This window comes from Lactobacillus psittaci DSM 15354 (assembly GCF_000425905.1).
GTDB lineage: Bacteria > Bacillota > Bacilli > Lactobacillales > Lactobacillaceae > Lactobacillus > Lactobacillus psittaci.
This window is the reverse complement of record NZ_AUEI01000007.1, coordinates 1-24,297: the sequence shown is the minus strand read 5'-3', so window position 1 is coordinate 24,297 and position 24,297 is coordinate 1. Positions and strand designations below refer to the sequence as shown.

At 34.1% G+C, this 24,297-nt stretch carries 20 protein-coding genes, 1 tRNA gene and 1 rRNA gene; 3 read left to right on the top strand and 19 right to left on the bottom strand.

Translation table 11 applies throughout. From position 1 onward, the window contains the following. Positions 1 to 146: 146 nt before the first annotated feature. Together H628_RS0101670 and H628_RS0101665 are read right to left on the bottom strand one after the other, a co-directional pair. On the bottom strand, positions 147 to 2,690 hold the full coding sequence (locus tag H628_RS0101670) for an ABC transporter permease (protein WP_027824889.1): 2,544 nt from the start codon (positions 2,688 to 2,690) through the stop codon (positions 147 to 149). A 17-nt stretch (positions 2,691 to 2,707) separates the two neighbouring features. After that, positions 2,708 to 3,409, bottom strand: coding sequence for an ABC transporter ATP-binding protein (locus H628_RS0101665; RefSeq protein ID WP_027824888.1), 702 nt, complete (start codon positions 3,407 to 3,409; stop codon positions 2,708 to 2,710). 114 nt (positions 3,410 to 3,523) lie between these two features. Between H628_RS0101665 and H628_RS0101660 the strand changes: the two genes are divergently transcribed. Continuing rightward, entirely contained in the window at positions 3,524 to 4,081 is a 558-nt protein-coding gene (locus tag H628_RS0101660) for a TetR/AcrR family transcriptional regulator (RefSeq protein ID WP_027824887.1), read from the top strand. A gap of 59 nt (positions 4,082 to 4,140) precedes the next feature. On the opposite strand, the gene H628_RS0101655 is transcribed toward H628_RS0101660, so the two are convergent. The 15 genes from H628_RS0101655 to H628_RS0101580 all read right to left on the bottom strand — a co-directional run bounded on the left by H628_RS0101655 (position 4,141) and on the right by H628_RS0101580 (position 22,251). Beyond that, positions 4,141 to 6,084 carry a M13 family metallopeptidase gene (locus H628_RS0101655; protein ID WP_027824886.1) on the bottom strand — a complete coding sequence of 648 codons (1,944 nt, stop codon included), beginning with the start codon at positions 6,082 to 6,084 and terminating at the stop codon, positions 4,141 to 4,143. A 95-nt stretch (positions 6,085 to 6,179) separates the two neighbouring features. Continuing rightward, on the bottom strand, positions 6,180 to 7,394 hold the full coding sequence (locus H628_RS0101650) for an MDR family MFS transporter (protein WP_027824885.1): 1,215 nt from the start codon (positions 7,392 to 7,394) through the stop codon (positions 6,180 to 6,182). A 171-nt stretch (positions 7,395 to 7,565) separates the two neighbouring features. After that, complete coding sequence (locus tag H628_RS0101645) at positions 7,566 to 8,855, bottom strand: ABC transporter substrate-binding protein (protein WP_027824884.1); 1,290 nt, start codon at positions 8,853 to 8,855, stop codon at positions 7,566 to 7,568. Positions 8,856 to 9,019: 164 nt separating this feature from the next. Next, the gene (locus H628_RS0101640; protein ID WP_027824883.1) at positions 9,020 to 9,586 is read right to left on the bottom strand and encodes an iron-sulfur cluster assembly protein; all 567 of its coding nucleotides are present in this window, start codon (positions 9,584 to 9,586) and stop codon (positions 9,020 to 9,022) included. A gap of 9 nt (positions 9,587 to 9,595) precedes the next feature. Continuing rightward, positions 9,596 to 10,312 carry an anaerobic ribonucleoside-triphosphate reductase activating protein gene (nrdG, locus tag H628_RS0101635; RefSeq protein WP_027824882.1) on the bottom strand — a complete coding sequence of 239 codons (717 nt, stop codon included), beginning with the start codon at positions 10,310 to 10,312 and terminating at the stop codon, positions 9,596 to 9,598. Next, positions 10,302 to 12,509: an anaerobic ribonucleoside-triphosphate reductase gene (gene nrdD / locus H628_RS0101630; RefSeq protein WP_027824881.1), complete on the bottom strand. Its 2,208-nt coding sequence runs from the start codon at positions 12,507 to 12,509 to the stop codon at positions 10,302 to 10,304. The genes nrdG and nrdD overlap by 11 nt, the downstream gene beginning before the upstream one ends. Positions 12,510 to 12,727: 218 nt before the next feature. Next, on the bottom strand, positions 12,728 to 13,996 hold the full coding sequence (locus H628_RS0101625) for a carboxylate--amine ligase (RefSeq protein ID WP_027824880.1): 1,269 nt from the start codon (positions 13,994 to 13,996) through the stop codon (positions 12,728 to 12,730). Between the two features lie 40 nt (positions 13,997 to 14,036). Beyond that, positions 14,037 to 15,986 carry an asparagine synthase (glutamine-hydrolyzing) gene (gene asnB / locus H628_RS0101620; RefSeq protein ID WP_027824879.1) on the bottom strand — a complete coding sequence of 650 codons (1,950 nt, stop codon included), beginning with the start codon at positions 15,984 to 15,986 and terminating at the stop codon, positions 14,037 to 14,039. Between the two features lie 102 nt (positions 15,987 to 16,088). After that, entirely contained in the window at positions 16,089 to 17,471 is a 1,383-nt protein-coding gene (locus tag H628_RS0101615; protein WP_027824878.1) for a metallophosphoesterase family protein, read from the bottom strand. 49 nt (positions 17,472 to 17,520) lie between these two features. Beyond that, positions 17,521 to 18,003, bottom strand: a complete 483-nt coding sequence (locus H628_RS0101610; RefSeq protein ID WP_027824877.1) for a hypothetical protein — start codon at positions 18,001 to 18,003, stop codon at positions 17,521 to 17,523. An 81-nt stretch (positions 18,004 to 18,084) separates the two neighbouring features. Next, complete coding sequence (phnE, locus tag H628_RS0101605; RefSeq protein ID WP_027824876.1) at positions 18,085 to 18,897, bottom strand: phosphonate ABC transporter, permease protein PhnE; 813 nt, start codon at positions 18,895 to 18,897, stop codon at positions 18,085 to 18,087. Continuing rightward, complete coding sequence (phnE, locus tag H628_RS0101600; RefSeq protein ID WP_027824875.1) at positions 18,897 to 19,697, bottom strand: phosphonate ABC transporter, permease protein PhnE; 801 nt, start codon at positions 19,695 to 19,697, stop codon at positions 18,897 to 18,899. Before phnE (H628_RS0101600) ends, phnE (H628_RS0101605) begins: the two co-directional genes overlap by 1 nt. Then, positions 19,690 to 20,463, bottom strand: coding sequence for a phosphonate ABC transporter ATP-binding protein (phnC, locus tag H628_RS0101595; protein ID WP_027824874.1), 774 nt, complete (start codon positions 20,461 to 20,463; stop codon positions 19,690 to 19,692). Before phnC ends, phnE (H628_RS0101600) begins: the two co-directional genes overlap by 8 nt. Before the next feature lie 34 nt (positions 20,464 to 20,497). Beyond that, the gene (locus H628_RS0101590; protein ID WP_027824873.1) at positions 20,498 to 21,433 is read right to left on the bottom strand and encodes a phosphate/phosphite/phosphonate ABC transporter substrate-binding protein; all 936 of its coding nucleotides are present in this window, start codon (positions 21,431 to 21,433) and stop codon (positions 20,498 to 20,500) included. A gap of 353 nt (positions 21,434 to 21,786) precedes the next feature. Then, complete coding sequence (locus tag H628_RS0101580; RefSeq protein WP_027824872.1) at positions 21,787 to 22,251, bottom strand: universal stress protein; 465 nt, start codon at positions 22,249 to 22,251, stop codon at positions 21,787 to 21,789. A gap of 131 nt (positions 22,252 to 22,382) precedes the next feature. On the opposite strand from H628_RS0101580, the gene H628_RS0101575 reads away from it, so the two are divergent. Together H628_RS0101575 and H628_RS0101570 are read left to right on the top strand one after the other, a co-directional pair. Next, positions 22,383 to 23,183: a tyrosine-protein phosphatase gene (locus H628_RS0101575; protein ID WP_034538122.1), complete on the top strand. Its 801-nt coding sequence runs from the start codon at positions 22,383 to 22,385 to the stop codon at positions 23,181 to 23,183. 102 nt (positions 23,184 to 23,285) lie between these two features. Then, complete coding sequence (locus H628_RS0101570; protein ID WP_027824870.1) at positions 23,286 to 23,762, top strand: nucleoside 2-deoxyribosyltransferase; 477 nt, start codon at positions 23,286 to 23,288, stop codon at positions 23,760 to 23,762. 245 nt (positions 23,763 to 24,007) lie between these two features. Here H628_RS0101570 and H628_RS0101565 read toward each other — a convergent pair. Together H628_RS0101565 and rrf are read right to left on the bottom strand one after the other, a co-directional pair. Then, positions 24,008 to 24,080: transfer RNA gene (locus H628_RS0101565), tRNA-Asn, on the bottom strand. Positions 24,081 to 24,093: 13 nt separating this feature from the next. Continuing rightward, positions 24,094 to 24,210: ribosomal RNA gene (gene rrf, locus H628_RS0101560) — 5S ribosomal RNA — on the bottom strand. Between the last annotated feature and the right edge of the window lie 87 nt (positions 24,211 to 24,297).

Sequence of the window (24,297 nt, the reverse complement as noted above, 5' to 3'; positions counted from 1 at the left end):
TAACTGGGCAAAGTTGGAATTCCACGTTCACAATAGGTCTTCCAAAACATCAGCACTTCCCGTGCCTTGCTATTAAAAGCAGATGTCCCCTGATAAATATACGCATCTCGCGTTCTTTATCGACTCGTCGCTAATAATTATATCATCTATTCAACTGACTTTAAAGCATCTAGCATATCAACGTCTTTAATCTTCTTGTGCATAATAAATGCTAAGACAGTAGTGATTACTGCTGGAATGAGGGCTGAGTAAATAAAGTTAGATATGTACATATTAGGATCAAACATAGCATTAACGGGTGGTAAGGTGGTAATAATAAAGCTATGTAACCAAATACCGACTAAATATCCAGCTAAGATACCTAGAATTGAAAGAATAATTGTTTCCCGATAAATGTACATCGTAACTTCTTTATCAAAGAATCCCAATACTTTAATAGTTGAAAGTTCACGCATTCTTTCGTCAACATTAATATTAGTTAAATTATAGATAACAACCAATGCCAAAATTGTAGAAATCGCAATCAAAATCAAAATAACTTTATTAAGTGAATTAATCAAGTTATCAATTGTTTTCTTATTGTTAACATTTTGATTAATACCTTTAATTGCGCCAGTAGCCATCAGTTTTTCAGAAACTGTTTGTAATTTACCTGACTTAGTAGTTATCAAATAACCATTAGTCTTATATTCTTTATCAAAGTAATGCTTATAAGCTTGGTTATTCATTACCATGTAGTGACCCATATACATTTCACAAATGCCACTAACTTTGAATTTTTTCCACTTATCGTTAGTATCTTTTAACTTAATATAATGTCCAACCTTAGCATTGGTTAATTGAGCCAACTTTTCAGAAATAATTACACCGTTATTAGTTAATTTTAATTTCTTTCCAGTAGAACTGCTCATTAAATTAATATACTTAGATAAGTCAGTATTAGCCTTAGGAACAATCACATTAATAGTTTGCTTAGTCTTGTCTTCCCCAAGATTACGATTCAAAGTAGTAAAGTGAATCTGCTTATAGCGCTTAACACTATTTGAATCTAGTTCATCCAATAAGTCTGAGGTTTGTTTAGAACTAGGATTTGAGTTTTTAACCGCAATCATGTCATATTTGATAATGTTGGTATATTGATTCTTACTAATTCCTGAAAGTGAATCTCGAATACCAAAAGCCATTACTAATAATCCTGTACAACCAGCAACCCCAAAGATTGTCATTAACATTCTTGTCTTATATCTAAAGAGGTTTCTGAAGGTAACCTTATGGTTAAAGCTTAATCTACTCCATAATGGTGTGATTCTTTCAAGGAAAATTTTTGAGCCTTTTTTAGGTGGTTTAGGTAGTAATAATTGAGCTGGACGGTCTTTAACATCTTTCTTTAAGGCGTAAAGTGCTGCTAAAGTCGTACATGCCCATGCAACAACTAATCCCAATATTAGCCAAGCTAAAGAAAATTGGCTTCTAAAACCAGTCATAGTTGAATTTGCTGCATAGGCTTCAAAGATAATGCCAGGTAAGATTCTAAATCCACCAAATGCACCCAAAATAACACCCAATGTACTTGAAAGCATACTATAAACGATAAATTTCTTAGCTACATCAAAATTGCTATAACCAATCGCCTTCATAGTACCAATATTAATTCTTTCTTCTTCCACAAATCTAGTCATTGTAGTTAAAGAAACTAAGGCAGAAATCGCAAATAAGAATACTGGGAAGATATTAGATAAAACGTCAATTCTTTCCGCATTTGAACGATAATTTTCATAACCTGGGAATTCATCACGAGTATTAACTGTGTAGCTAGGTTTATTCAAATGTTCAAGCTTCGCTTTAGCACTTTCAAGTTGCTTAATCTGGCTCTGATATTCAGGTTTAACCGCTACAATTGCATTTAACTTAGTTAAACTATCATTAATTTCAGCAATTTTATTTTTGGTTTTATTTTCTTTAGCTGAAATATTCTTATCTAATTCCTTCTTTAAATCTTTTTCCTTGTCATTAATATAGTTAGAATACTTAGTTGAATATGGATTCATTTTAGCAGTCTTTTTATAAGTAATTCTAGCTATTCCAGTTGTTGTACCAGATTTAAAGGCAGACTTCTTTACAAAAGCAAAGCCAGATAATTGACCTGTACCTACAGTGGTTTGCCCCATATCGTGTTTATCTAAATACTCACTTGAGCGAACATAACCTACAACTTTAAACTTTTTATGCTTTAAACTACTGTGATTGTCTAAAGTTATCTTTTTACCAAGTTTATACTTATCTTTCAACAAATAGGAGATAACAATTTCAGAGTTATTTTTAGGCATATGACCCTTAGTAAGTTCCACTTTAGATATCTTCTTACTTTCAGAATATACCCTTAAACTCTTTTTACTATCATTAACAGTAGAATCTTGAAGATAACTATATTCAATCTTCTTTACACCAGATTGATTTTCGATTTTTTGTTTATCTTTACTATTTAAGCCATAATTTGAAACAACTGTTATATCAGCTAAATTATTATTCTTAAATGAATCAACAGCTGTGCTTCTCATATCTGGCCCCGTCATTTTAAGCCCTATAAAGGTAAAGACGGCCACCATCATTAACATGAAAATTGCAACAAATCTACCTAAAGATCCAGTTATTGCTTGCCAAGCATCTTTCCATAGAATCTTTTTCTTCATTCAAATTCTCCTAGCTATTACCATTCAATTTCAGAAATATCTGTTGGATGTTCATTCTTTTCAATCTTCTTAACTTGACCATCATGAACATGAATTACTTGATTGGCAATCGGTGCGATTGCGGCATTATGAGTAACAATAACAACTGTTGAACCTTTTTTAGTACTCATTTCTTGTAAAATTTTCAAAACATGCTTACCAGTTTGATAGTCAAGCGCTCCAGTTGGTTCATCACAAAGTAAAATAGCTGGATTTTTTGCTATTGCCCGGGCAATAGCAACACGTTGTTGTTGTCCTCCTGATAATTGTGCAGGGAAGTTATTCATTCTATCTCCCAGCCCCACTGCATCTAACGCTTCACTTGCTTCCATTGCATTAGGTACAATTTCAGCAGCTAATTCTACATTTTCTTTAGCTGTTAAATTAGGAACCAAGTTGTAGAACTGAAATACAAAACCAACATCTTTTCTACGATAAGCTGTTAATTCTTTTCTAGAATAGTTAGCAATGTTATTGCCATTGATAATAACATCCCCACTAGTATTGGTATCCATACCTCCCAAAATATTGAGCAAAGTAGATTTTCCTGCTCCAGATGATCCGAGAATAATTACTAGTTGACCTTTATCAACTGAAAAAGTAATATTCTTATTAGCAAGAACTGTTGTATTACCAGTTTTATATTCTTTAGAACTGTTTTTTACATCAATTATTGACATATTATTCACTCCTAATCTGTACATTGTGTTGATTTACTATGCAAGTATTCTAGCACCTTTGTCTTTGCTTTCTATGTACATTTTTTAATAAGGTGTTGATATAAGGAGAAAATTATGGGAAATATTCGAAGAACAAATTCTAAACAGAAAATTAAAGATGCTTTTATTTACTTATTAAAAACCGAAGGTTATCAAAAGATGACTGTTTCTAGCATTACTAAAAAAGCCCAAATTAATCGGGGGACTTTTTATTTAAATTATCTCGATAAGAATGACCTATGGCGAAATATTAAAGAAACTATCTTGACCGATATTTCTGCCTGCCTAAAAATTGAACCTCAAAATCCACATTTCTTTTCCGAAGCTTCCCTAAAAGAAGTTATTAATTACATAATCAAACATCAAAAACTACTATTTTCAATATTAAATAGTGATTTGTATGCAGAATTTATTGCAGATTTCTATAAAACATTAGTAAAAATTTTCTCAAAGTACCATAATCAAAATAAAGGTCCTATTAAACAGCCTTATGCTTATGAAGTGGTTTTCAGTGGGATTGCTACTATCTTCACGTTGTGGATTCGTCGAGAAATGAAAGAAAGTCCAGAAGAATTATTGAAAATTATCAAAATTTATCGTGAAAGCACTCCTATTGACATTCTAGCATTATAAAATATCCATATATAATAAAACGGCCTGTATCAAATGATACAAGTCGTTTTTCATTATTTTTACCAGATTTCAACCCGCTTTTCTGGTTCTAGATACATACCATCACCAGGCTTAACAACAAAAGCCTTGTAAAATTCTTCTTGGCATTGACTTTGGACGTTAGCACGAAGTGGACCTGGAGCATGAACATCAATAGCAGTAATACTCTTGATTGCTTCTTCTTTTTGCTTAATTGCCCATACACGAGCAAAGTTTTCGAAGAGTTCTTGCATACTTGCATCCCCTTCGCCTTTTGCTGCATGAACAGCAGCGGTTAATCCACCTTGATCGGCAATGTTTTCTGAAACAATTTGCTTTCCATTAAGCTTAACTGGACCATATTGAATTCCATCAAACAATTTAATTTCAGCTTGAATCCGCTTCTTAAATTCAGCATAGTCTTCATCTTGCCACCAGTTAACCATGTTACCAAACTCGTCAAACTGAGAACCATTGTTATCAAAGGCGTGAGAAATTTCATGAGCTATAACTACTCCAATACCACCGTAGTTTTCGCTTCTAGTTTGATTCAAATCGTAGAATGGCTTTTGTAAAATTGCAGCTGGGAAAGTTAAGTCATTTCTTTGTGGATCATAGCATGCATTGACTAAGTTACCAGGCATTGCCCAAACGCTCCGATCAACTGGCTTAGGAAGTTGTTCATATTCATATGCTTGTGAAATCTTACTATTTTCAGCTAAGTTTTCATATAAGCTAGCACTTTCATCAACCTTGAATCGGTTATATACTTCCTCACTTTTTTCTGGGTAGCCAATCTTAAGTTCCAAAGCTTGTAACTTAACAATAGCCTTATCACGAGTAGCCTTTGAAAGCCAAGAATTTTCTGATAAACGCTTTTCATAGACTTTAATCATCTTATGAATCATGTCGATAACATCGGCCTTAGCGTCTTTACCAAAGTAAGTTTGACCGTAGTAAATACCAACTACTTCACTAAATTGACTATTAGCAAGTCGGTAAGCTTGCTTTTCACCACTTGAAAGTTCTGCTTGGCCATATAAAGCCTGACTAAATGGGAAAGCAGCTTGACGGAAATCAGCTGATAAACTTGCTGCGGCATTATTGATAAAGCGAGCTAACATCCAGCCTTTAATTTCTTCAAAAACACTTTCATTAAATAATTCTTCTGCATGATCTAAGTAACCTGGATCTGCTTCAATTACTCGGTCCGGTTTCATTCCAACTAAGCCTTCAATATGACTAACAATATCATAGCTCTTAAACTTAGCTGCAAAATCAGCTAAACTCATTGGGTTATAGCTTGCTGGATAATCAGCCCATTCTTCACTAGACTTAACTACCTTGGCAATTCTAGCATCGTATGCAAGCGCCTTTTCAACATATTTTTCTGCTTCAGCTGAACTCAAGCCAGCCATCTCTAGCAAGTTAATAGTTTGCTTTTGATAAATTGGAAGCAATTGGTCTTTAGCTTCTGTTTGATAAGTTACTGTATCTGGCAAAATAGTGCTTGGACCAACATTTTTCAAAATGTTAACCTTAGTATTCTTCATGTCTGGTTCAACACCGAAAAATAAAGGCACTGGAAGACCTTCTTTATCAAGTTCTAAGGCCTTTTCTTTTAAATCAGCAAAATCTTTTAAATCAAGTAATTGCTTAAGTCTTGCCTTAATTGGTTCGGCACCTTCACTATTACGCTTATCAAAATCGCGAGCAACTTTATATAGCGCAACAGCCTTATCTAAGTTAGAAACATTTGGAATCGCCTTTTTACCATCAGCAAAATTAGCAAAATCTTGCATCAATTGCTTTTCTACATTTTCATCGATTTTACCAAAGCTTCCCATACTTGAACGGTCAGCTGGAATTTCAATTGTCTTAAGCCAATCAGAGTTAACAGCTAAATATAAGTTATCTTGAGGGCGAACGCCAGATTTAGGACTAGTAATATCTCCTGCGCCACCACGTACAGCTAATTTATTCATCAAAAGCCTCCTTTTAAAATGTTAAACACATGATATCATTATTAAAGCATATTTGTCTATTATTAAATTTATTAAAAAAGACATCTTACGATGTCTTACTTAAATAATTTAATTTTTGGCTTGATATGAGTATGCATCGGTACTAATACAACTAAACAAAAGAAAATTACTATCGCTGCAAAAATGAAAAATGGAATATATCTAAAATGGTCTATAATTAAACCACCAATTAGTGGCCCTATTGCACGTCCAGCTGAGCTAGCGACAATCGTTAATCCTTGATACTCTCCCTTAACTTCAATTGGAGTTAAATCATTGACATAAGAAGGAATGGCAGGGAAAGCAGTTGCTTCACCTAATGTCAAAACTATCATTGATATCAAGAATTGATAAAACTCGCGGGCAAAAACTAAAGTCACAAAAGACAATGAAAACATTAAAATTCCAAAACAAACCTGCTGGAAGGTTGATTTAAAGATATGCTCAAAATGAGTTAAGACTGCTTGAACAATTACAATAATTAGAGCATTTACAGTCCAAAGCAAACTATACATATGAAATGGTATACCCAATCCGACAATATAAACTGATAAGTTAGATTCCCAATTCATGTACATTAACCAGGTTATCCCTAAAGTTAAGAATAAACCCCAATTCATTAATTTATTTGCTTTAGGTAAAGCAACTTTAACTTTCTGAGCCTTAACTTGATTTTTTATAACCTCTTTGTGATATTGCACAATCGGTCGATAGTTAATAATGGCGTTAACTGTTGCAAGAGTATACAAAATCCCTGCTAAAATAAATAAAAAAATTACAGAAAAGTCATATAAATAGCCAACTACTAAAGTTCCAGTCACTACTCCAATATTTTGAGCGAAATAAATCAAATTGAAGACTTTTTTACTTGGGACTTTTTTTATACTCGTAGCCATCGAATTAATCAAGGCCCCATCCCAGCCAGCAAAAAATCCTGCTAAAGTTAACCATAACCAATATTCAGGCCAACCTGGAAATACTGCTAATAAAAACAAAACAAAAGCATCACATGCTAATCCTACTACGATTAAAGGATAGGGATTAATACGATCATAAAGTCTTCCGGCAATCATTGAGCCGACTAAATTTGCCATGCAGTTAAAAAATAATACTACCCCAACCCAAGTTAAACTAACATGAAGTTGATCTTTTAAATAAACTGAAGTAAGTGGCCATATAAAACTCGAGCCTAGCCAAGTAATTAATTCTCCTAACAAGAGCGAATGTATATTTACTTCCTTAGCCCCACTAGCACCATGTGCCGTTTTCATAATTTCTCCTCCAAACTTATTATCCTAAGTTTAGCAGTAAAGTTAGCTTTGAGCAAAAAAAGTGTGCGACAAAAAGCCGAATAAGTGCTATGATGAAATTGAGTTATTGATTAGACACGACTACTCAAAAGAGAGTAAGTTGATTAACTTACTCTCTTTTTTTAGCTCAATTTATTGTTTCCAATCGCTATCAAACTTAGCCTTACCAGTCTTTAGTAGACTATTAAGGTTAGCTTTCTTACTCTGTGAGAAGATTCCTTCTAAGATTGACTTTAAATCATTGAAGGTTGTTTCTGAATTTTTAGTAACTGGGAAATTGTAAAGACGCTTCATTGCTTGACTGACAACTGGAGCTGACTTCATTGACTTGTTATTCTTATATTCACTGGAATTTAAGGCGGTATTATTTACAGGAATATAGCCTGTCTCAGTAGCCCATTTAAGCTGACTAGATTTTGAAGTTAAAAATTTAATATACTTGAATGCTGCAGCTTTTTGCATGTTACTTGCTTGTTTAAACATGTAAATATCACTACCACGAGCCATATTATATTTAGATGGACGGTTAGCTATTCCATATTCAAACTTACCATTAAGACTCTTCTTAACATAAGCTTCACCCGCACTAGCACTAACATACATTGCGACTTTTTCATTGGCAAAAGGTACTGATAAATACTTTTGTGACCCAGCTGTCATGAAATAACCTTTTTTAATGCCATCTACATAATATTTGACTATTTTTTTAGAAGCACTACCAGTAAAGTTAATCTTATCGTTAAAGTTGTAGCCTGCTTCTTTCATCCCATCAGTATAGTATGCACTTAAATTATCAAAGCCAGCACCTACCACTTGATGATTGGTCTTTTCATAAATTTCTTGGGCCGCTTTTTTCAATTCAGCCATTGTAGTTGGAACTTTAATCTGATATTTATCAAGTAAAGTCTTGTTATAGTAAAGAACTTCAACAGACTTATTAAAAGGAATTCCATATTGCTTTCCCTTAATTTGGGCACCTTTTAAAAGTGAAGTGTTGATATTAGAATTCTTTAAACTTCCCCAACCTACACCTTTATTATTAATATATGGAGTTAAATCTTGTAAATAGTTACCATCAGCTGCAGTATAAAGATAACCAGCATAAGATTGAGCAATTGTTGGTAAGTTTTTAGGAGTAACTAAAGTGTTTTGAACTTTAGACTTAATATCTTCATAACTACCTTGATATTCGAGCTTAACTTTAATATTAGGATTTTCTTTTTCAAATTCCTTAGTTAAGGCTTGTAAATTATTTTGAAGTGGACCTACCATGGCGTTCCAAAAAGTAATGGTGGTCTTCTTAGTTACCTTACTTGGAATTTGTGCATCTGAGCTATCATTCTTTTTATTTGAACAAGCTACTAAACATACAGCTAGTAACATGCTTAGCCCTAATAGCATCAACTTTTTATAAAGCTTCATAATATCCTCCTTATATCATTTTCACATTGAGTTTCATTTTAACACTTAAGTTCAAAAAAGTAAGAGCTTACATTAGGTGTCTTACCATGCTACAATAGAAATGAGTTTTTAAATTAGCTATATATAAAAAAGGGAATGAAATCTAAGTTTCATTCCCTTTTCTTCTATTGAACATGATAACCTGCTTTTTCTAGCTTAGATTTAACTTCTGGTAAGTTAACCTTCATTGCTTCTGACGCCTGTTTTAAAGTCATCACACGTCCAACTGTATCAACCATATGTGGAATCTTAAAATGATCAAAGCCTAAACTTAATAATAAATCTAAAAAGCCATCATATTTATCAACATATTTTTTTACTGGTGTTGAAAAATTAATTACTTTCTTAGAAGTATCATAACTTGACAAATCTTTTGACCAAACATTTAATTGAGTTTTCGCGGCATCAGACATTCTTTCCACACTCCAAGCTGGTGACCAAACAAGTTTTATTTCACATGATTTAACTTCAGTAACTGACATAACAGCTTTTTGAATAGCATCATCTAAAACACCACTCAAAGGACACCCCATTACTGTTAATGTCATGGTAATTATACAATTATTATCATCATCTAAATCAATCCCATAGATTAAGCCTAAATTGACAATATCAACATATAATTCCGGATCAATTACAGTTTGTAATTTTTGGATAATTTCATTGACTAACTCAAGTTGCTTTTCTTCCATTGCTTATCCTTAATGTACTAAATTATTCCAAATCACAACTTTCCCAGCCTTAAATGAAGCTGGTACATCAATAATTCTTTGGTTAGACGAGCCTCTAAATTGTAAAGTTAAGTCTTTTAAATCTTCTTCAAATCGGCCATCAACTAAAATATCAATTTTAGATAATAACTCTAACTTATCATCTGATTCTTGCATTAGTTCATCCCATGTATAACCAGACCAAGACCAAATATCCTTTGAATGACCAAATTCTTTTCTAACTCGGTTAACAATCTTTAAACAAACCTGCGTATTTAAAAATGGCTCACCACCAAGCAAGGTTAATCCTTGGACATAATCTTCTGACATATCTTTGATAATTTGGTCCTCTAATTCTTGAGTATAAGGACGACCATAATTAAAGTTTTGAGCAACTAAGTTGTAACATCCCGGGCAGTCAAATAAACAACCTGAAACATATAAACTACAGCGAACACCTTCACCATCAACGAAGTTAAATGGTTTATAATCAGCAATCTTTTGTAAAGAGTGTTCACTAGCTAGCCATTCCTTAGGCTTAGGGTCCTTAGGTCGGTGCTTGCGTAATTTTCTAGCAGCACGATCTTTTTTTATATTAGGTAAGTACTGGTTACTATCAACAAAAATAGTATCACCACCAACATTTACCTTAATATAATTATGACGAATATCAGGGCCTTCTTGAGCATTATGATCTTTACTTGGCATTTTGCATTCTTTCCTCTTCTTGAGCTTGATCTCTAACCATGCCTAAGTTCATGTGCTTAGCTCTGTGCGCAATTTCTTCATGACGTCCATGAACCATTGGACGCTTAAGTGGGTTACCCAAGTACCCACAAGTACGCTTAACACAATCACAAGTTTCAGGGTCATGATTACCACATACAGGACATTCAAAGCCTTTAGCAGTTGCTTTAAATTCACCTGCAAAACCACACTTAAAGCAGCGGTCAATTGGAGTATTAGTACCAAGATAACCTACTTTATCATAGCCAAAGTCCCATACTGCTTCTAAAGCCTTAGGGTTTTGCTTTAAGTTAGGGTATTCACAGTAGTGAATAAAACCACCAGCTGCGTATGGAGGGTAATCCTTTTCAAATTCAAGCTTTTCAAATGGCGTTGGGTGCTTACGAACATCGTAGTGGAAACTGTTAGTGTAGTATTCCTTATCAGTAATGTCCTTAATTTTACCGAACTTCTTAGTATCAAGTACACAGAATCTATCAGTTAAACTTTCTGATGGGGTTGAGTATACAGAGTAATGGTAGTGATACTTTTCAGTCTTTTCCCAGTATGCACACCAATCATGCATCCGTTTAACAATTTCTACAGTAAAGTCATGAGCTTCTTTATTGTGTTCCCAGTTTGGACCATAGAAGACGGTACCCACTTCGTATAAACCAATGTAACCAAATGAAACAGTACAACGACCATTTTCAAATAATTGATTTACATCTTCATCTGGCTTAAGACGCTTACCAAATGCACCATTTTCATATAATACCGGTGCATTTTCTGGTTTTGCTTCACGACATCTTGCAGCTTTAATGTTCATAGCATCATGAACAATTTTTACTTTATCTTCAAAGATCTTCCAGAATAAGTCTTTGTCACCACGGGATTCGATAGCAATTCTAGGTAAGTTTAAGGTAATAACCCCTAAATTCATTCGACCTGAATTAACTTCTTTACCATTTTCGTCTTTCCAACCTTGTAAAAATGAACGGCAACCCATTGGAGCTTTAAATGAACCAGTTAACCGTTTGATAGTATCATAACTTACAACGTCAGGATACATCCGGTAAGTAGCACATTCCAAAGCAATTTGCTTAACATCATAATTAGGGTCTCCTGGATTTAAGTTGAGGCCCTTCTTTAAAGTGAAGACCAACTTAGGGAAAATTGCAGTCCGTTTATCTTTACCAAGACCTGCTAAACGAATCTTCAAGATATCCTTTTGAATTTCCTTTTCAATCCAGTTAGTACCTAAACCAAATCCTAAAGTAGTAAATGGAGTTTGGCCTTGGCTTGAGAACATGGTGTTAATTTCATATTCAAGACTTTGCATTGCATCATAGATATCTTTTTGAGTACGCTTTTTAGCAAAAGCCTTGGCCTTTTCTTCGTCATCAATAAATTCCTTAGCTTCTTCAAGGTGACGATCATAGTTCTTTTGAGCAAATGGTGCTAATACTTCATCAGCTCGATCAAATGAACAACCACCATATTGACTTGAAGCAACTTGGGTAATAATTTGAGCAACTTGACTAGTAGCGACACCAATTGAATTAGGACTTGTCATGAATGCATTACCAACTTTGAAACCATTAGTAAGCATTTCTTTAAAGTCAATTAAACAGCAGTTAGTCATTGGTGAAAGTGGTGTGTAATCCAAGTCGTGCCAGTGAATATCACCACGTAAGTGGGCCTTAGCAATATGTTCAGGCATCATTGTTAAACCAACAGTTTTACCAACAGTACCAGCGGTTAAATCACGTTGGGTTGAAAAGATTTCACTATCTTTGTTGGCATTTTCATTAACAATTGAAGGATCTCCTTCAATCATTCTCTTTAAACGTGCCTTAGTATCAATTTGCTTTTGCCAATCAGCTTCATCTTGCTTACGGTATTCAACATAAGCCTTAGCAGCTTCAGAAAAGCCTAACTTAGTCAAAGCATTAACAAATGCCTCACTAACTTCTTGAGCAGATACACTTGTATCATCTAAGCCAGACATAATTTCTTTTATAATTTCAAGTTCATGTGCTTCAAGATGCAAATTACGAATCACTAACTGTAATTTATAAGTTTCAAAATCAGTCTTAGTATTGTCTCTCTTAATTAAAGTTGTAGGCTTAGTTAATACCTCAAGCTCTGCTTTTAAGTTAGGCGTTTCTTTAAGCATATTTATTTTCCTCTCCGTAACCTAGAATCATTATAGATACATAATAGCACGTCTACACAATATATTGTAGTGCGTTTTTAGTAGTCTAATATATATTGTAGTTAGCAAAAGCTTATTAACTCGCCTTTTTGTATCTAGCAAAGCTTTTTTTAAAAAATTTTTCTAACAAAATAGCAACATCTTGTAGATGTTGCTGTTATTTAAAACTAGATATTGCACTAGTTCTTCTTTTCAAAATATTGCCCCTTGTTAACTTCGAAGTACTTCTTAAAGCGTCCAACGTAGTTATGGAACATATAACGCATTAATAAGCTTCGCATAAAGCCCTTGTCATGATTATAAAAGACTGTAGTACCACATCTACCCTCTTTAATTAGCTTGGCTGCTTCACGCTTAGAATCATTATCTACTGCATAGTGAGTAAAAATCTTCTTTGGTACTCCTAACCAAAGAACATGACTTGAAGCTAACTTATTAGCATAAACAGTATCTTGATTTTTCAACTTATCATCAACGTAATCATCAATATACCACTTAGCCAAGTTACAGTCATTCATAGTTACATAAAAACTTGAGCGACCTTGACGCAAGTTAATTTCGAAGAATTTATATTGACCATCACGACTATCATACTTAATGTCAAAGTTAGCCATTCCAGTATAATTAATTCTTTCAAGGAAGCCTTGGACTAAGTCATATAAGTCTTGGTTATATTCAGGTAAAATAGCCATATAATTACCAATTGATTGTGGAGTTGGATCTTCAAGTAATGGATGACCTAAACACATCATTTTAACTTGGTGATTCTTATCAACATAGGCATTTAATACTCTCATATTAGAATCATCACCAGGGATAAAGTCTTGTAAGATTAAGTCAGCCTTGTAACCATTAGTATAAATTTTAGTTACAATATCAGCCAATTCATCTTCAGACTTGATAGTAAAGGTCTTTTTTCTACCTTCGAATTGACAATCAAGCCAAGAAACTGGATCTTCAGGTTTCAATTCAACAGGATAATTGAAAGGAATTGTTAGATAATCTTCAGCTTTGAAGTCAGCCATGGTAATAATCTTAGTCTTAGGATATGGAAGTCCATATTTTTCGGCATACTCATAGAAGCCTTCTTTAGAGATTAGCTTCTTGAGTAAGTCATAATCAATATAAGGAACGATAAAGGCCTTAGATAGTTCTTCCTTGTGTTTAGCTAATAATTCAGCATAGCCATCGCCGCAAGCAATTAAAATCACTGGTTCTTCATGATTCTTATATTCTTCGACTTTTTGACGCATCACTTTAATAAACTCAGGGTCTTCGCTAAAACCTGGATAGGTCTTGACATCAACAATCTTTGAATATCTAGTAGCAGCTAATTGGACACTTGCCCAAGCTTCAACTTTAATTCCATATGCTTCATGAAATGATCTTGCCATTCCATATACGTTAATATCACTACCAAGTAAAACTGGTGTAAATTTTGTGGTCATTCAATTTGCTTCCTTTATATTATTTTTAAGTTTTTTTGCCTTAAAGCAACTTTCCTTGCTTGATTAAAGCATCAACTTCAGGTTGAACATGTTGGTACTTTTTAACTGTGTTTTCGTAATCAACGAAGTATAACTTATACCAAACAAGGAAGGTATAAATTGCCCAAATTTGACGACGGTGAGAGCCGTCTCCTTTATAGTTTTCATCAAGCAAGTTAACAATCTTATCTTGATCAAAAATCTCTTTAACAAAGTCACTAGTAAAGAGTTCACGAACTTGCTTGTAAAAACGTTCTTCTTGTAACCATTGCTTGATTGGTGTTGGAAAGCCAAGCTTTGGACGCTTAGCCCATTCTTCAGGCAACACACGTTCACTTGCCTTACGTAATGCATACTTAGTATCATGCTTATTTACTAAATACTTAGTTGGGATTGAGTTAGCAAGTTCAGCAATCTTACGGTCAAGATATGGTACTCTCAGTTCAAGTGAGTGAGCCATTGAAATCTTGTCAGCCTTTTGCAAAATATCATTTAACATGAAGTGGTGTAAGTCGATATATTGCATTTGCTTAACATTATCTAAATCTTTTACTTTCTTAAAGTCTTTTTGGTAAAGACCGTTAGTAGTTAAATCATTACGATATTCTGGCTTTAAGAAACTGTTAGCTGCATCACTTGAGAAAATAGTTGGATTATCAATATCATAAATTACTGATTGACCAACATAAAATTCACTAGGCTTAGCCAAATTAGTGTACATATGAACTTTTCCTGGGAAGTTTGGCATCTTCTTAATGCCACGAGCAAGACTAACTTGAACACCCTTGGGTAATTTCTTTAAGCCTGAAGTAAAAACTTTAATTACATTATTATGGGTATGCATCCCATAGTTAACGTAACCAGCAAATAATTCATCTGCACCTTCACCAGAAAGTGCAACAGTAACATGCTTTCTAGCTAATTTTGATAAATACCATAATGGAATAATTGATGGGTTAGCATCAGGTTCATCCATGTGGTATTGCATTTCAGGGAAGTCTCTCATTGCTTCATCAGCATTTACCTTATCGGAATAGAAATTCCATCCCTTTAAATCTGCTAAAGCCTTAGCCTTTGAAGCTTCATCATAAGTTGAATCATCAAAACTAATTGAGAAAACATCTTCTGGATTCAAAATACTAGTGACAAAACTTGAGTCAACCCCTTCAGACAAGAAGGCACCAACTGGAACATCCGCATTATGGTAGAGTTCAACAGTTTCTTTCAAATCTTCATTGATTTTGTCTAATGTTTCTTCAAATGATAAGCTATTTTCTTTATATTCTGCATCCCAATATTGACGAATATCAAGCTTACCATCTTTAAATTCAAAGTAATGTCCTGCTGGGAAGCGGTATACCCCCTTAAAGAAAGTTTCATCTAAGTCATTATATTGATTCATCAAATATGGCTTAACTGCTTCAGTATTAAGTTCCTTTTTAAAATTAGGAAAAGCCAAGAAACTCTTTAACTCACTACCAACAATTAACTTACCATCTTTGTTGGCATAATACATTGGCTTAATTCCAAAGAAGTCACGAGCACCATACATAGCATGTTTATCTTCATCCCAAATGATAAAAGCAAACATCCCGCGAACTTTTTTCAAAAGTCCAGCCATACCCCATTCTTCATAACCATGGAGTAAAACTTCAGTATCAGCTTCAGTTGTAAAAGTATGTCCAGCTTTAATTAAATCTTCTCTAATTGGCTTATAGTTGTAGATTTCACCATTAAAAATAATAGACTTTGACTTATCTTCATTAAAAATGGGTTGAGAACCTCCGCGAAGGTCAATGATAGAAAGTCTTCTAAAACCTAATGCCATTACATCATTGGTAAACATACCGTCAGAACTTGGACCACGGTGCTTGATAGTTTCCATCATTTTACCAATGGCTGCTTGTTTGTCATTAATTTCTGGATCGTAAAAGGCTGCGATACCACACATAAATTTTTCGCTCTTTTCTAGTTTGAAATTTTACAATTTTGTTAAATATCAATTTTCTATTATAGTCTAAAAGCCATAATAGTTGTATCTTATTTAGAAAATCTAAATATCATAAACTCGCTTAGAACTGGCTGCACCATAGCCAAAGATTTGAATCTTTCCTTTTACCAAATCCACATTAACTACATAACCAGCAAATTCAGTTATATCATCGATTTGCCGATTCCAGTTCTTATTGTATTTAGTCGTTAAAACATGATTAGGCCCCATTAAGGCGGAACAATTGAAAAAGATATACTGTATACCGTTAATTCTAAATTGATCTTCTACATGTCGATGCCCACAAAAGTATGCAATAACTTTAGCATTTTCAACATTAGTAAAGTCAAAGTCGTTACTTAAAGTAAACTCTGGTGGCACATTATGTGAATGCATTCGCCCTTTTTGGTTTTGATTAAAGGCTACAAGTAATTCGTGTAAAGATCTACCATTATACTTCATGGCATTCCCACCCTTACGATTAATTGGATTGCCGTGACTCATAATGATGATTCTTTTACCAGATGACCCTTCAAGTATTTCAATCAGTTCTTCAACTTGGTCTTCTCTAATCGCCAAGGTTAACTTGGTATCATATTTTTTCTTTCCATTTTCATCAATTATATAGGGAACATCAGACGTATTAAGAAAAATCACCCTTAAGTCATCTTTATCAAAATATGCAACTCCATGATAACGAGATACATAGCGTAATGCAGCTTGATTATACATGGTTGGCCACATTATTTTTTCAAACTCATCTTCAGGAAAGCTGGCCTTCAAATCATGATGTTCATCAAACTTATCATTTTCATCATGATTTCCCTTAATCATAGCAAAAGGAGTTCTTGCTGATTTAAAACTATTACGTAATTTAATCAACTCACTTTCACTAATAAGTCCTGGATCAGACCCATCAATCCAATCTCCTAAATGAGCTTTTAAATGTAATAGGCCGAAATTTTCTAGATAACTAAATTCACGAACATGAATTAAACCATTATGCCCATAAAAATCAACTGAATCAGTATCCTTATAGTGAGTATCAGTTAAAACACCGATATTGATTGAATTGTTTCCGCTTCGAATCTGCTCTTTAACCTGCTTCATAAATTGATCAAGATATTCAAGTACCCGATAGCGCATGCCGTTTTTTCGATTTTGAAATGCTCTAAATCGACCTAACCGCTCATCAAAACGACGAATATAGGTGGCAGCTAACCGATCTGTCTTTTGGGGGCTTAAAGCTTGGTAAAGTATACCCTTATCATTTTGATAAACGGTTAATATATACTTTTCATTACCAGGTGTATGGTCATCTGCTCCTACTTCGTATTCACCTACCTTGTGATACTTTTGCATAGGGTCTAATTCAACAGCTGGTTTATTTGGTCTAACATGTGCTTTTAACACTTGCTTAAGTGTATTTTCGAAAATTTTAAGCATTTAATCCCCCTTACACAAAAAGACCTGGTTTTACAGGTCTTTTACCTTTTTACTGATTAGTTAAGGCATAGGTAGCAAGGCCTACTGAAAGAACAGCATCTTTAGAAATGACTTTTTTAAGTTCTGTAGGTGCTACAGCCAAAGTTGCAGCAATCACCTTTAGACTATATGTCAAAACATGATAGTCTGTTTCAGCATCATACATACCATCTTCATATGGATTTTCATGATTATAAGTTAAATTAATTTCAGCTTGATCAACATAACCATCAACGTGGTTAGTCAAAATTCGGTCATGTAATTGATCCAATTTGTCATTCATATCAAGTAAAGTTAACTTATGGTCACTTTCAGTTGCATAATATTCATCTTGTGACATGCCAAAGTAAGCCTTGATTGGCTTGGTTAAAACTTCAAGTGAATTAATTACTTTATAGATAGCTTCTGCATCAATTTTGTCAGTATTTTGTAAATATTGACTTTGATTAGTTGCCAACTCGTCAGCTAGCTTGATAATTTTTATGGTATCCATATATGTCCTCCTAAAAATACAGTCTTTATTATAACAAAAAAAGAAGGGGATAGCCCCTTCTTTGCTTTAAGTTAATAGATTTTAAACTAATTTCTTTCTGATTGCTCCAGAAATCCAGTCAATGGCAATAACCATCACAACAATTCCAATCAAAATTATTCCAACTTTATTCCATTGACGATATTGTAAAGCAATGGTCAAAGGATAACCAATACCACCAGCACCAACAATACCTAAAATTGAAGCTGAACGAACAGAAACGTCAAAACGGTAAAGTGTGTTTGAAATCAAAGCTGGCATTAAATCAGGTAATGTCGCAAACATAGCTACATTCCATCTTGAGCCACCTGTAGCAACTACAGCTTCACTTGGACCTTCATCCAAACTTTCAATTGCTTCTGAGAAAAGCATTGCTAACATCCCTACTGAGTGAAAACCAAGCGCTAATACCCCAGCTGCAGAACCCGGACCAACAGCTTTAATAAACATTAAGGCTAAAACAATTTCAGGGAAACATCTAATAAAAGTTAAAACCACTTTACCTGAACGTGAAATTGCCCAATGCTTATTTTTTCTAGTTGCAGCCCAAAAAGCAAATGGAACTGAGATAATTGCACTAATAAAAGTACCTAAAAAGGCAATACATAATGTTTGCCATAATTGGGAAACTAAGTCTTCACCACTACCGTTATAAACATATGACCAGTCAGGGTGAATTAAACCATTAAGAATAGCGCCTGTAATTTGAGCTGCTGTTTGCTTAATTCCAGAGAAATTAATACCAGTCATTGACCAAATAACCAAGCCAATCGTAACAATGGTAATCGCCCATTTCATCACACGACTAGTAAGAGAGACTTTTCTTGCGGGTAATTTTGCATGTTGCTTATCCATTATTTCATCAATGCCTCCCTTGCCTTAGATGATACGTAGTCAATGATTAATACCACAACAAAAATTGCAATAATGATCATACCAGTCTTTGCATAGTCAAAAATATCAAGTGTTTGCTTCAAGTACAAACCAATACCACCAGCACCAATATAACCTAATACAGTTGAGGCACGGACGTTAATTTCAAATGCATACAAGGTATAGCTAACAAAGTATGGCAAAATTTGTGGTAAAACCGCAAACGAAATCATATTAAGCTTGTTACCACCACATGCAATAACTGCTTCACTTGGACCTTCATCAATGGTTTCAATTGCTTCATAAAATAACTTAACAACCACACCAAAAGTGAAAACTGTTAAAGCTAAAATACCTGCAACAGGGCCAATACCAACAACAGCAACAAAGATTGCACCAAGTAACAAGTCAGGTAAAGTTCTGATGATATTCATGATAAAGCGTAATACCCCAGTAACAACCCGATTTTTAATAATATTCCGAGCAATTAATAATGAATATACAAAGGCAATTGCAGAACCGATAACAGTACCTAAGATTGCCATCTTAATAGTTTCAATTAAATAAGGAATTGCAGTTGCAGCATAGCTCCAATCTGGCTTAGCCATTTGTTCGAAGATTTCTGCGAATTGACCAAAGTTTGCAAAAAAAGCAGATAAACTAGTATTAGTCTCATTGATAGATAAGAATAATCCACCAACCATCACTACCAACCAGACCAAATTTAGGTAATGGAATTTCTTTTTTGGAAGTTCCACTAATTTGGGATCAAGATTAGGCATTGATTTCCTCCTTGGTCTTACCACTGTATATATTATCAAAGACTTCTTGTGAAGTTTCTTCCATAAGACCATCGTAAACTACTTCACCAGCACGAACACCAATTACTCGCTTACCAAATTCACGTGCCAATTCGACAGAGTGCAAATTAGCAATAACTGTCATACCTAATTCTTCATTAAGCATTTTCAAGTCTTGCATAACTCTGCGACTAGTCTTAGGGTCAAGGGAAGCAGTTGGTTCGTCAGCTAAAATAATTTTTGGATTTTGAGCTAAAACTCTAGCAATCGCAACTCTTTGTTGTTGCCCACCAGATAATTCATCAGCTCTAGCATAAACTTTATTAGCCATATCAACTCTTTGTAAAGCCTCATATGCTTTTTGCTTATCTTCTTTGCTAAATAAGTTGAAAGTTGACTTCCATGATGGGTAGTAAGCTACACGGCCAGTTAAAACATTACGTAATACGCTTGAACGCTTTACTAAGTTAAAGCTTTGGAAAATCATACCAATATTACGACGGATTAATCGTAAATTCTTGCCTCGTGCATTAGTGATTGATTCACCATCAATCAAAATGTCACCTTCACTAACATCATGTAATCTATTAATCGCACGCAATAAAGTTGACTTACCTGCACCTGATAAACCGACTACCACTACAAAGTCACCTTTGTTGATAGTTAAGTTAATATTCTTTAAACCAACAGTTCCATTATCATAAACCTTGGTTACGTTCTTTAATTCAATCATTGGCTTGTCTGCCATGGATCTATTAACTCCTTATTATTAGTTTGTTTTATTAATTGTTTTCGCCAACAATCTTGTCATATTCGCGAACAATATTAAAGTCTTTATCACTAGTGTAGTCATAGCCTTCATGGCTGTAGATACTTTCGATTAACTTCTTACCATCTTTAGACTTACCAATTGCGATAAATGCTTTTGCTAATTTCTTTCTAAATGACTTATTCATGTCAGAACGAACTGAGATAGTATCATTTGGAATATTCTTAGTAAAGTAAAGAGGTACAACTTGACTCATAATCTTAGGATTATCTTTTTTAACAGTGTTACGTGCATCTTCAAATACAAATGCAGCATCAGTATCACCGTTTAAAACATTCAAAACAGCTTGGTCATGACCAGTTACAGTAACTAACTTAGCATTGCCTTTCTTAGTTAAATCAAGGCCCTTCTTCTTAAGTTCAGCCATAGGGAAAATGTAACCTGCTGAAGAAGTTGGATTTTGAACTGAAATACTCTTGCCCTTTAAATCTTTCCAAGATTTAATCTTTGAGCCCTTCTTAACGAGGATTTCTGCGCGATAAAACTTAACTAATTGCTTAGTTTGCACACCACCAGGTTGCTTAATACCGTAACGTTCAGCTTGAAGTAAAACATCAGCTGCTTTTTGCTTGTGGGCTAAAACATAACCATCAGGTGGTAAGAAACCAACATCAATTTTCTTTGATTTCATTGCTTCAACAACAGTATTGTAGTCTGTTGACATAGAAATCTTAACAGGAATACCCAATTTCTTTGAAAGCATCTTTTCAAGTGGCTTGGCACGTGCTTCAAGCTTATCAGCTGCTTGGCTTGGCACAAATTGAACAGTCAAAGACTTAGGGGTATAACCATTTTTAGAAGTTGATGCAGATTTAGAGCCACATGCAGTGGCAACTACAGCAACAATTAACGCAAAAGCGAAGGCAAGTGCCTTTTTAAACTTTCTCATAATATCCTCCACAAAAATAATGAACAACGACACAAAAAAAGACTCAATATCAACAAAAAAGCGTTAATATTAAGCCCTATACTTGTAATCATTACTAGAAACGCGAACAAGAGCATCGAAAGGGAATACGATGCTCTTTGCCACAGCTACAATTTTAGTAGAAACTGCAAATCTCATCATAATCCCCCCTCATCACAATAATAATGTTCGTTATTAGAATGATAACAGAAATAACAAAAAAATCCAAGTATTTTGACACAATTTATGTATTCCTATTTTTATGGAATTGGTAGGTATCAATTGAAATAAAAAGCGGTCAACTTAATTGGCCGCTCAAAATTAATGTTCGGTTTTTATTTGTTATCTAAATCAGTCTTAACAATTAAGACATCAGCCATTGCATGTTGATTTACATATTCTGTAACTGATCCCATTAACATTCTTTCAACTGCATTTAAACCAGTTGCACCCATGATAATTAAATCATTATGATGGTCCTTTATGAAATCAACAGAAATGATTCTCTTAGGACTACCATACCGAATATGATAATCTACTTTGTCAAAATCAAACTTTTCTTTTGCCCACTTTTTAAGATTAGCAAGATACTCTTCAGCATCTTGGGTCATTTGATAAATAGTATCACCACTAATTAATGTATCTTGCATTTCACCAATAAACTGACGAGTATCAATTACATTAAGAACATCAATTTTTCCACCATTATCAATTGCAATCTTAACAGCCTTGTCAAAAGCACGTTCTGCTGATTCAGATCCATCAACTGGTACTAGTATATTTTTGTAGTCATTACTCATAATGCACATCTCCTAGACTTTTCCTATAAGTCTATTTTATCATATTTAAAGCGCTTTTATAGGCTTGAGGATTAATAAAATTGTTGGTAAAATTGTATACCAATAATATCAAAGAAAGTCGAGGAATAACTTTGGGAATAGAATTTACTAATCAGCTTATTGATATTGTTGGTGGTAGAAATTTCCGCGAACTAGGCGGTTATGAAACTATTTCTGGCAAAAAGATCAAGTATCATAAACTATTAAGAACTGGCAATTTAGCTAATCTAACTAATGAAGATTTAAAATATCTTACCAATTACGGTGTTAAATATGACATTGACTTCCGTACTAAACGCGAACAAGACAATGAGCCTGATCGCGTTCCAGAAGGAGCAAGCTATGAATTTACACCTGTTTTTAGTGATGATTTAACCAATTCTTCTAAAAGCATTGATGCCTTAGAGACTGAATCTGAAAAAGATCCTAACTTTGGTTTTGATCATATGTTACTTGCATATGATGATATGATTCACAGTCAGACGGCCAAAGAAGCTTATCGTCGCTTCTTTGAATTACTACTTTCAAACAAAAATGATAATGAAGTTGTCTTATTTCACTGTACTGCCGGGAAAGATAGGACAGGATTCGGAGCAATACTCTTACTCGCCAGCTTAGGAGTTCCATTATCTAAAATTCGTGAAGATTATTTATTAACAAACATCACAACTCAAGATTTCGTTGAAAATCTTTTAAATCAAGAAAAAGCAAAAGGTAAAAGCGAAAATATTTTACAGTCAATTAGAGATATACAAACTGTACATCCTGAATATTTCGACTTTACAATTAAACGTATTAATGAAGATTTCGAATCAATTAATAATTATTTACGTAGCGAGATGAAACTATCTTCTGCTGATATTATGGATTTACGCCAAATTTATCTAGCATAAAGAGGCCATATTCTTTGCCTCTTTATTTATCCAAATTTTCAAGTCTTTTTTTATAATTGTTTCCATGATATTGTTAAAAAGAGAAAAAGAAAGGATAAAATTATGACTCGTACAAGAACTTTATATTTTGGCGCAGGTTGGTTTAACGAAAAGCAAACAAAAGCATATGATGCCGCAATGGATGCACTAAAAGCTAATCCAACAGTCGATTTAGATCACAGTTATGTACCACTTCAAAATCAGTACAAAGGTATTCGAGTTGATGAACATCCTGAATACTTAAGAGATAAAGAATGGGCTAGCGCAACATATACAAATGATTTAATCGGAATTAAAACTAGTGATATTATGCTTGGCGTTTACCTTCCTGAGGAAGAAGATGTTGGTTTAGGAATGGAACTTGGATACGCAATGGGCCAAGGAAAATATATTTTGCTAGTAGTTCCAGATGAAGATTACGGTAAGCCAATTAACCTTATGAGTTGGGGCGTCGCTGATAATGTAATTAAAATTAGCGAATTAAAAGATTTTGATTTCAACAAGCCACGCTTCAGTTTTTACGAAGGTGCTGTATATTAATAAAAAAGAAAGCGAAAGCTTTCTTTTTTTTACATAAAGTTTTGTTACCAAGACATTAGGTTAACTTATATGAAGGTATTAAAAATTCCTACAAATATTTCACTCTATAAAGCTGATAGCTATTTTATGTTTTTAATTTTGGTTGGTGACTCCCTAACTGCATAACTAGTTATTTTAAATTTCCAAATAGATAACAAAAACAGAAATACAAAAAAAGACAGGCCGTAGGGTCTGTCTTTCGTTTGCTCCGGTTGCCAGATTCGAACTGACGACATCTTGATTAACAGTCAAGCGCTCTACCAACTGAGCTAAACCGGAATATTAAAAAAGAGCGTGGCAGCTACCTACCCTCGCAGGCAGTTTCCCACCAACTACTCTCGGCGTGAAGAAGCTTAACTTCTGTGTTCGGCATGGGTACAGGTGTATCCTTCTTGCTATCGCCACCGCACTCTTTTTTGAGCTTTTACGCTCAAAACTGAATTTCAACCAACTAAAAACCTTGCGCTTTGGTCAAGTTCTCGACTGATTAGTACTG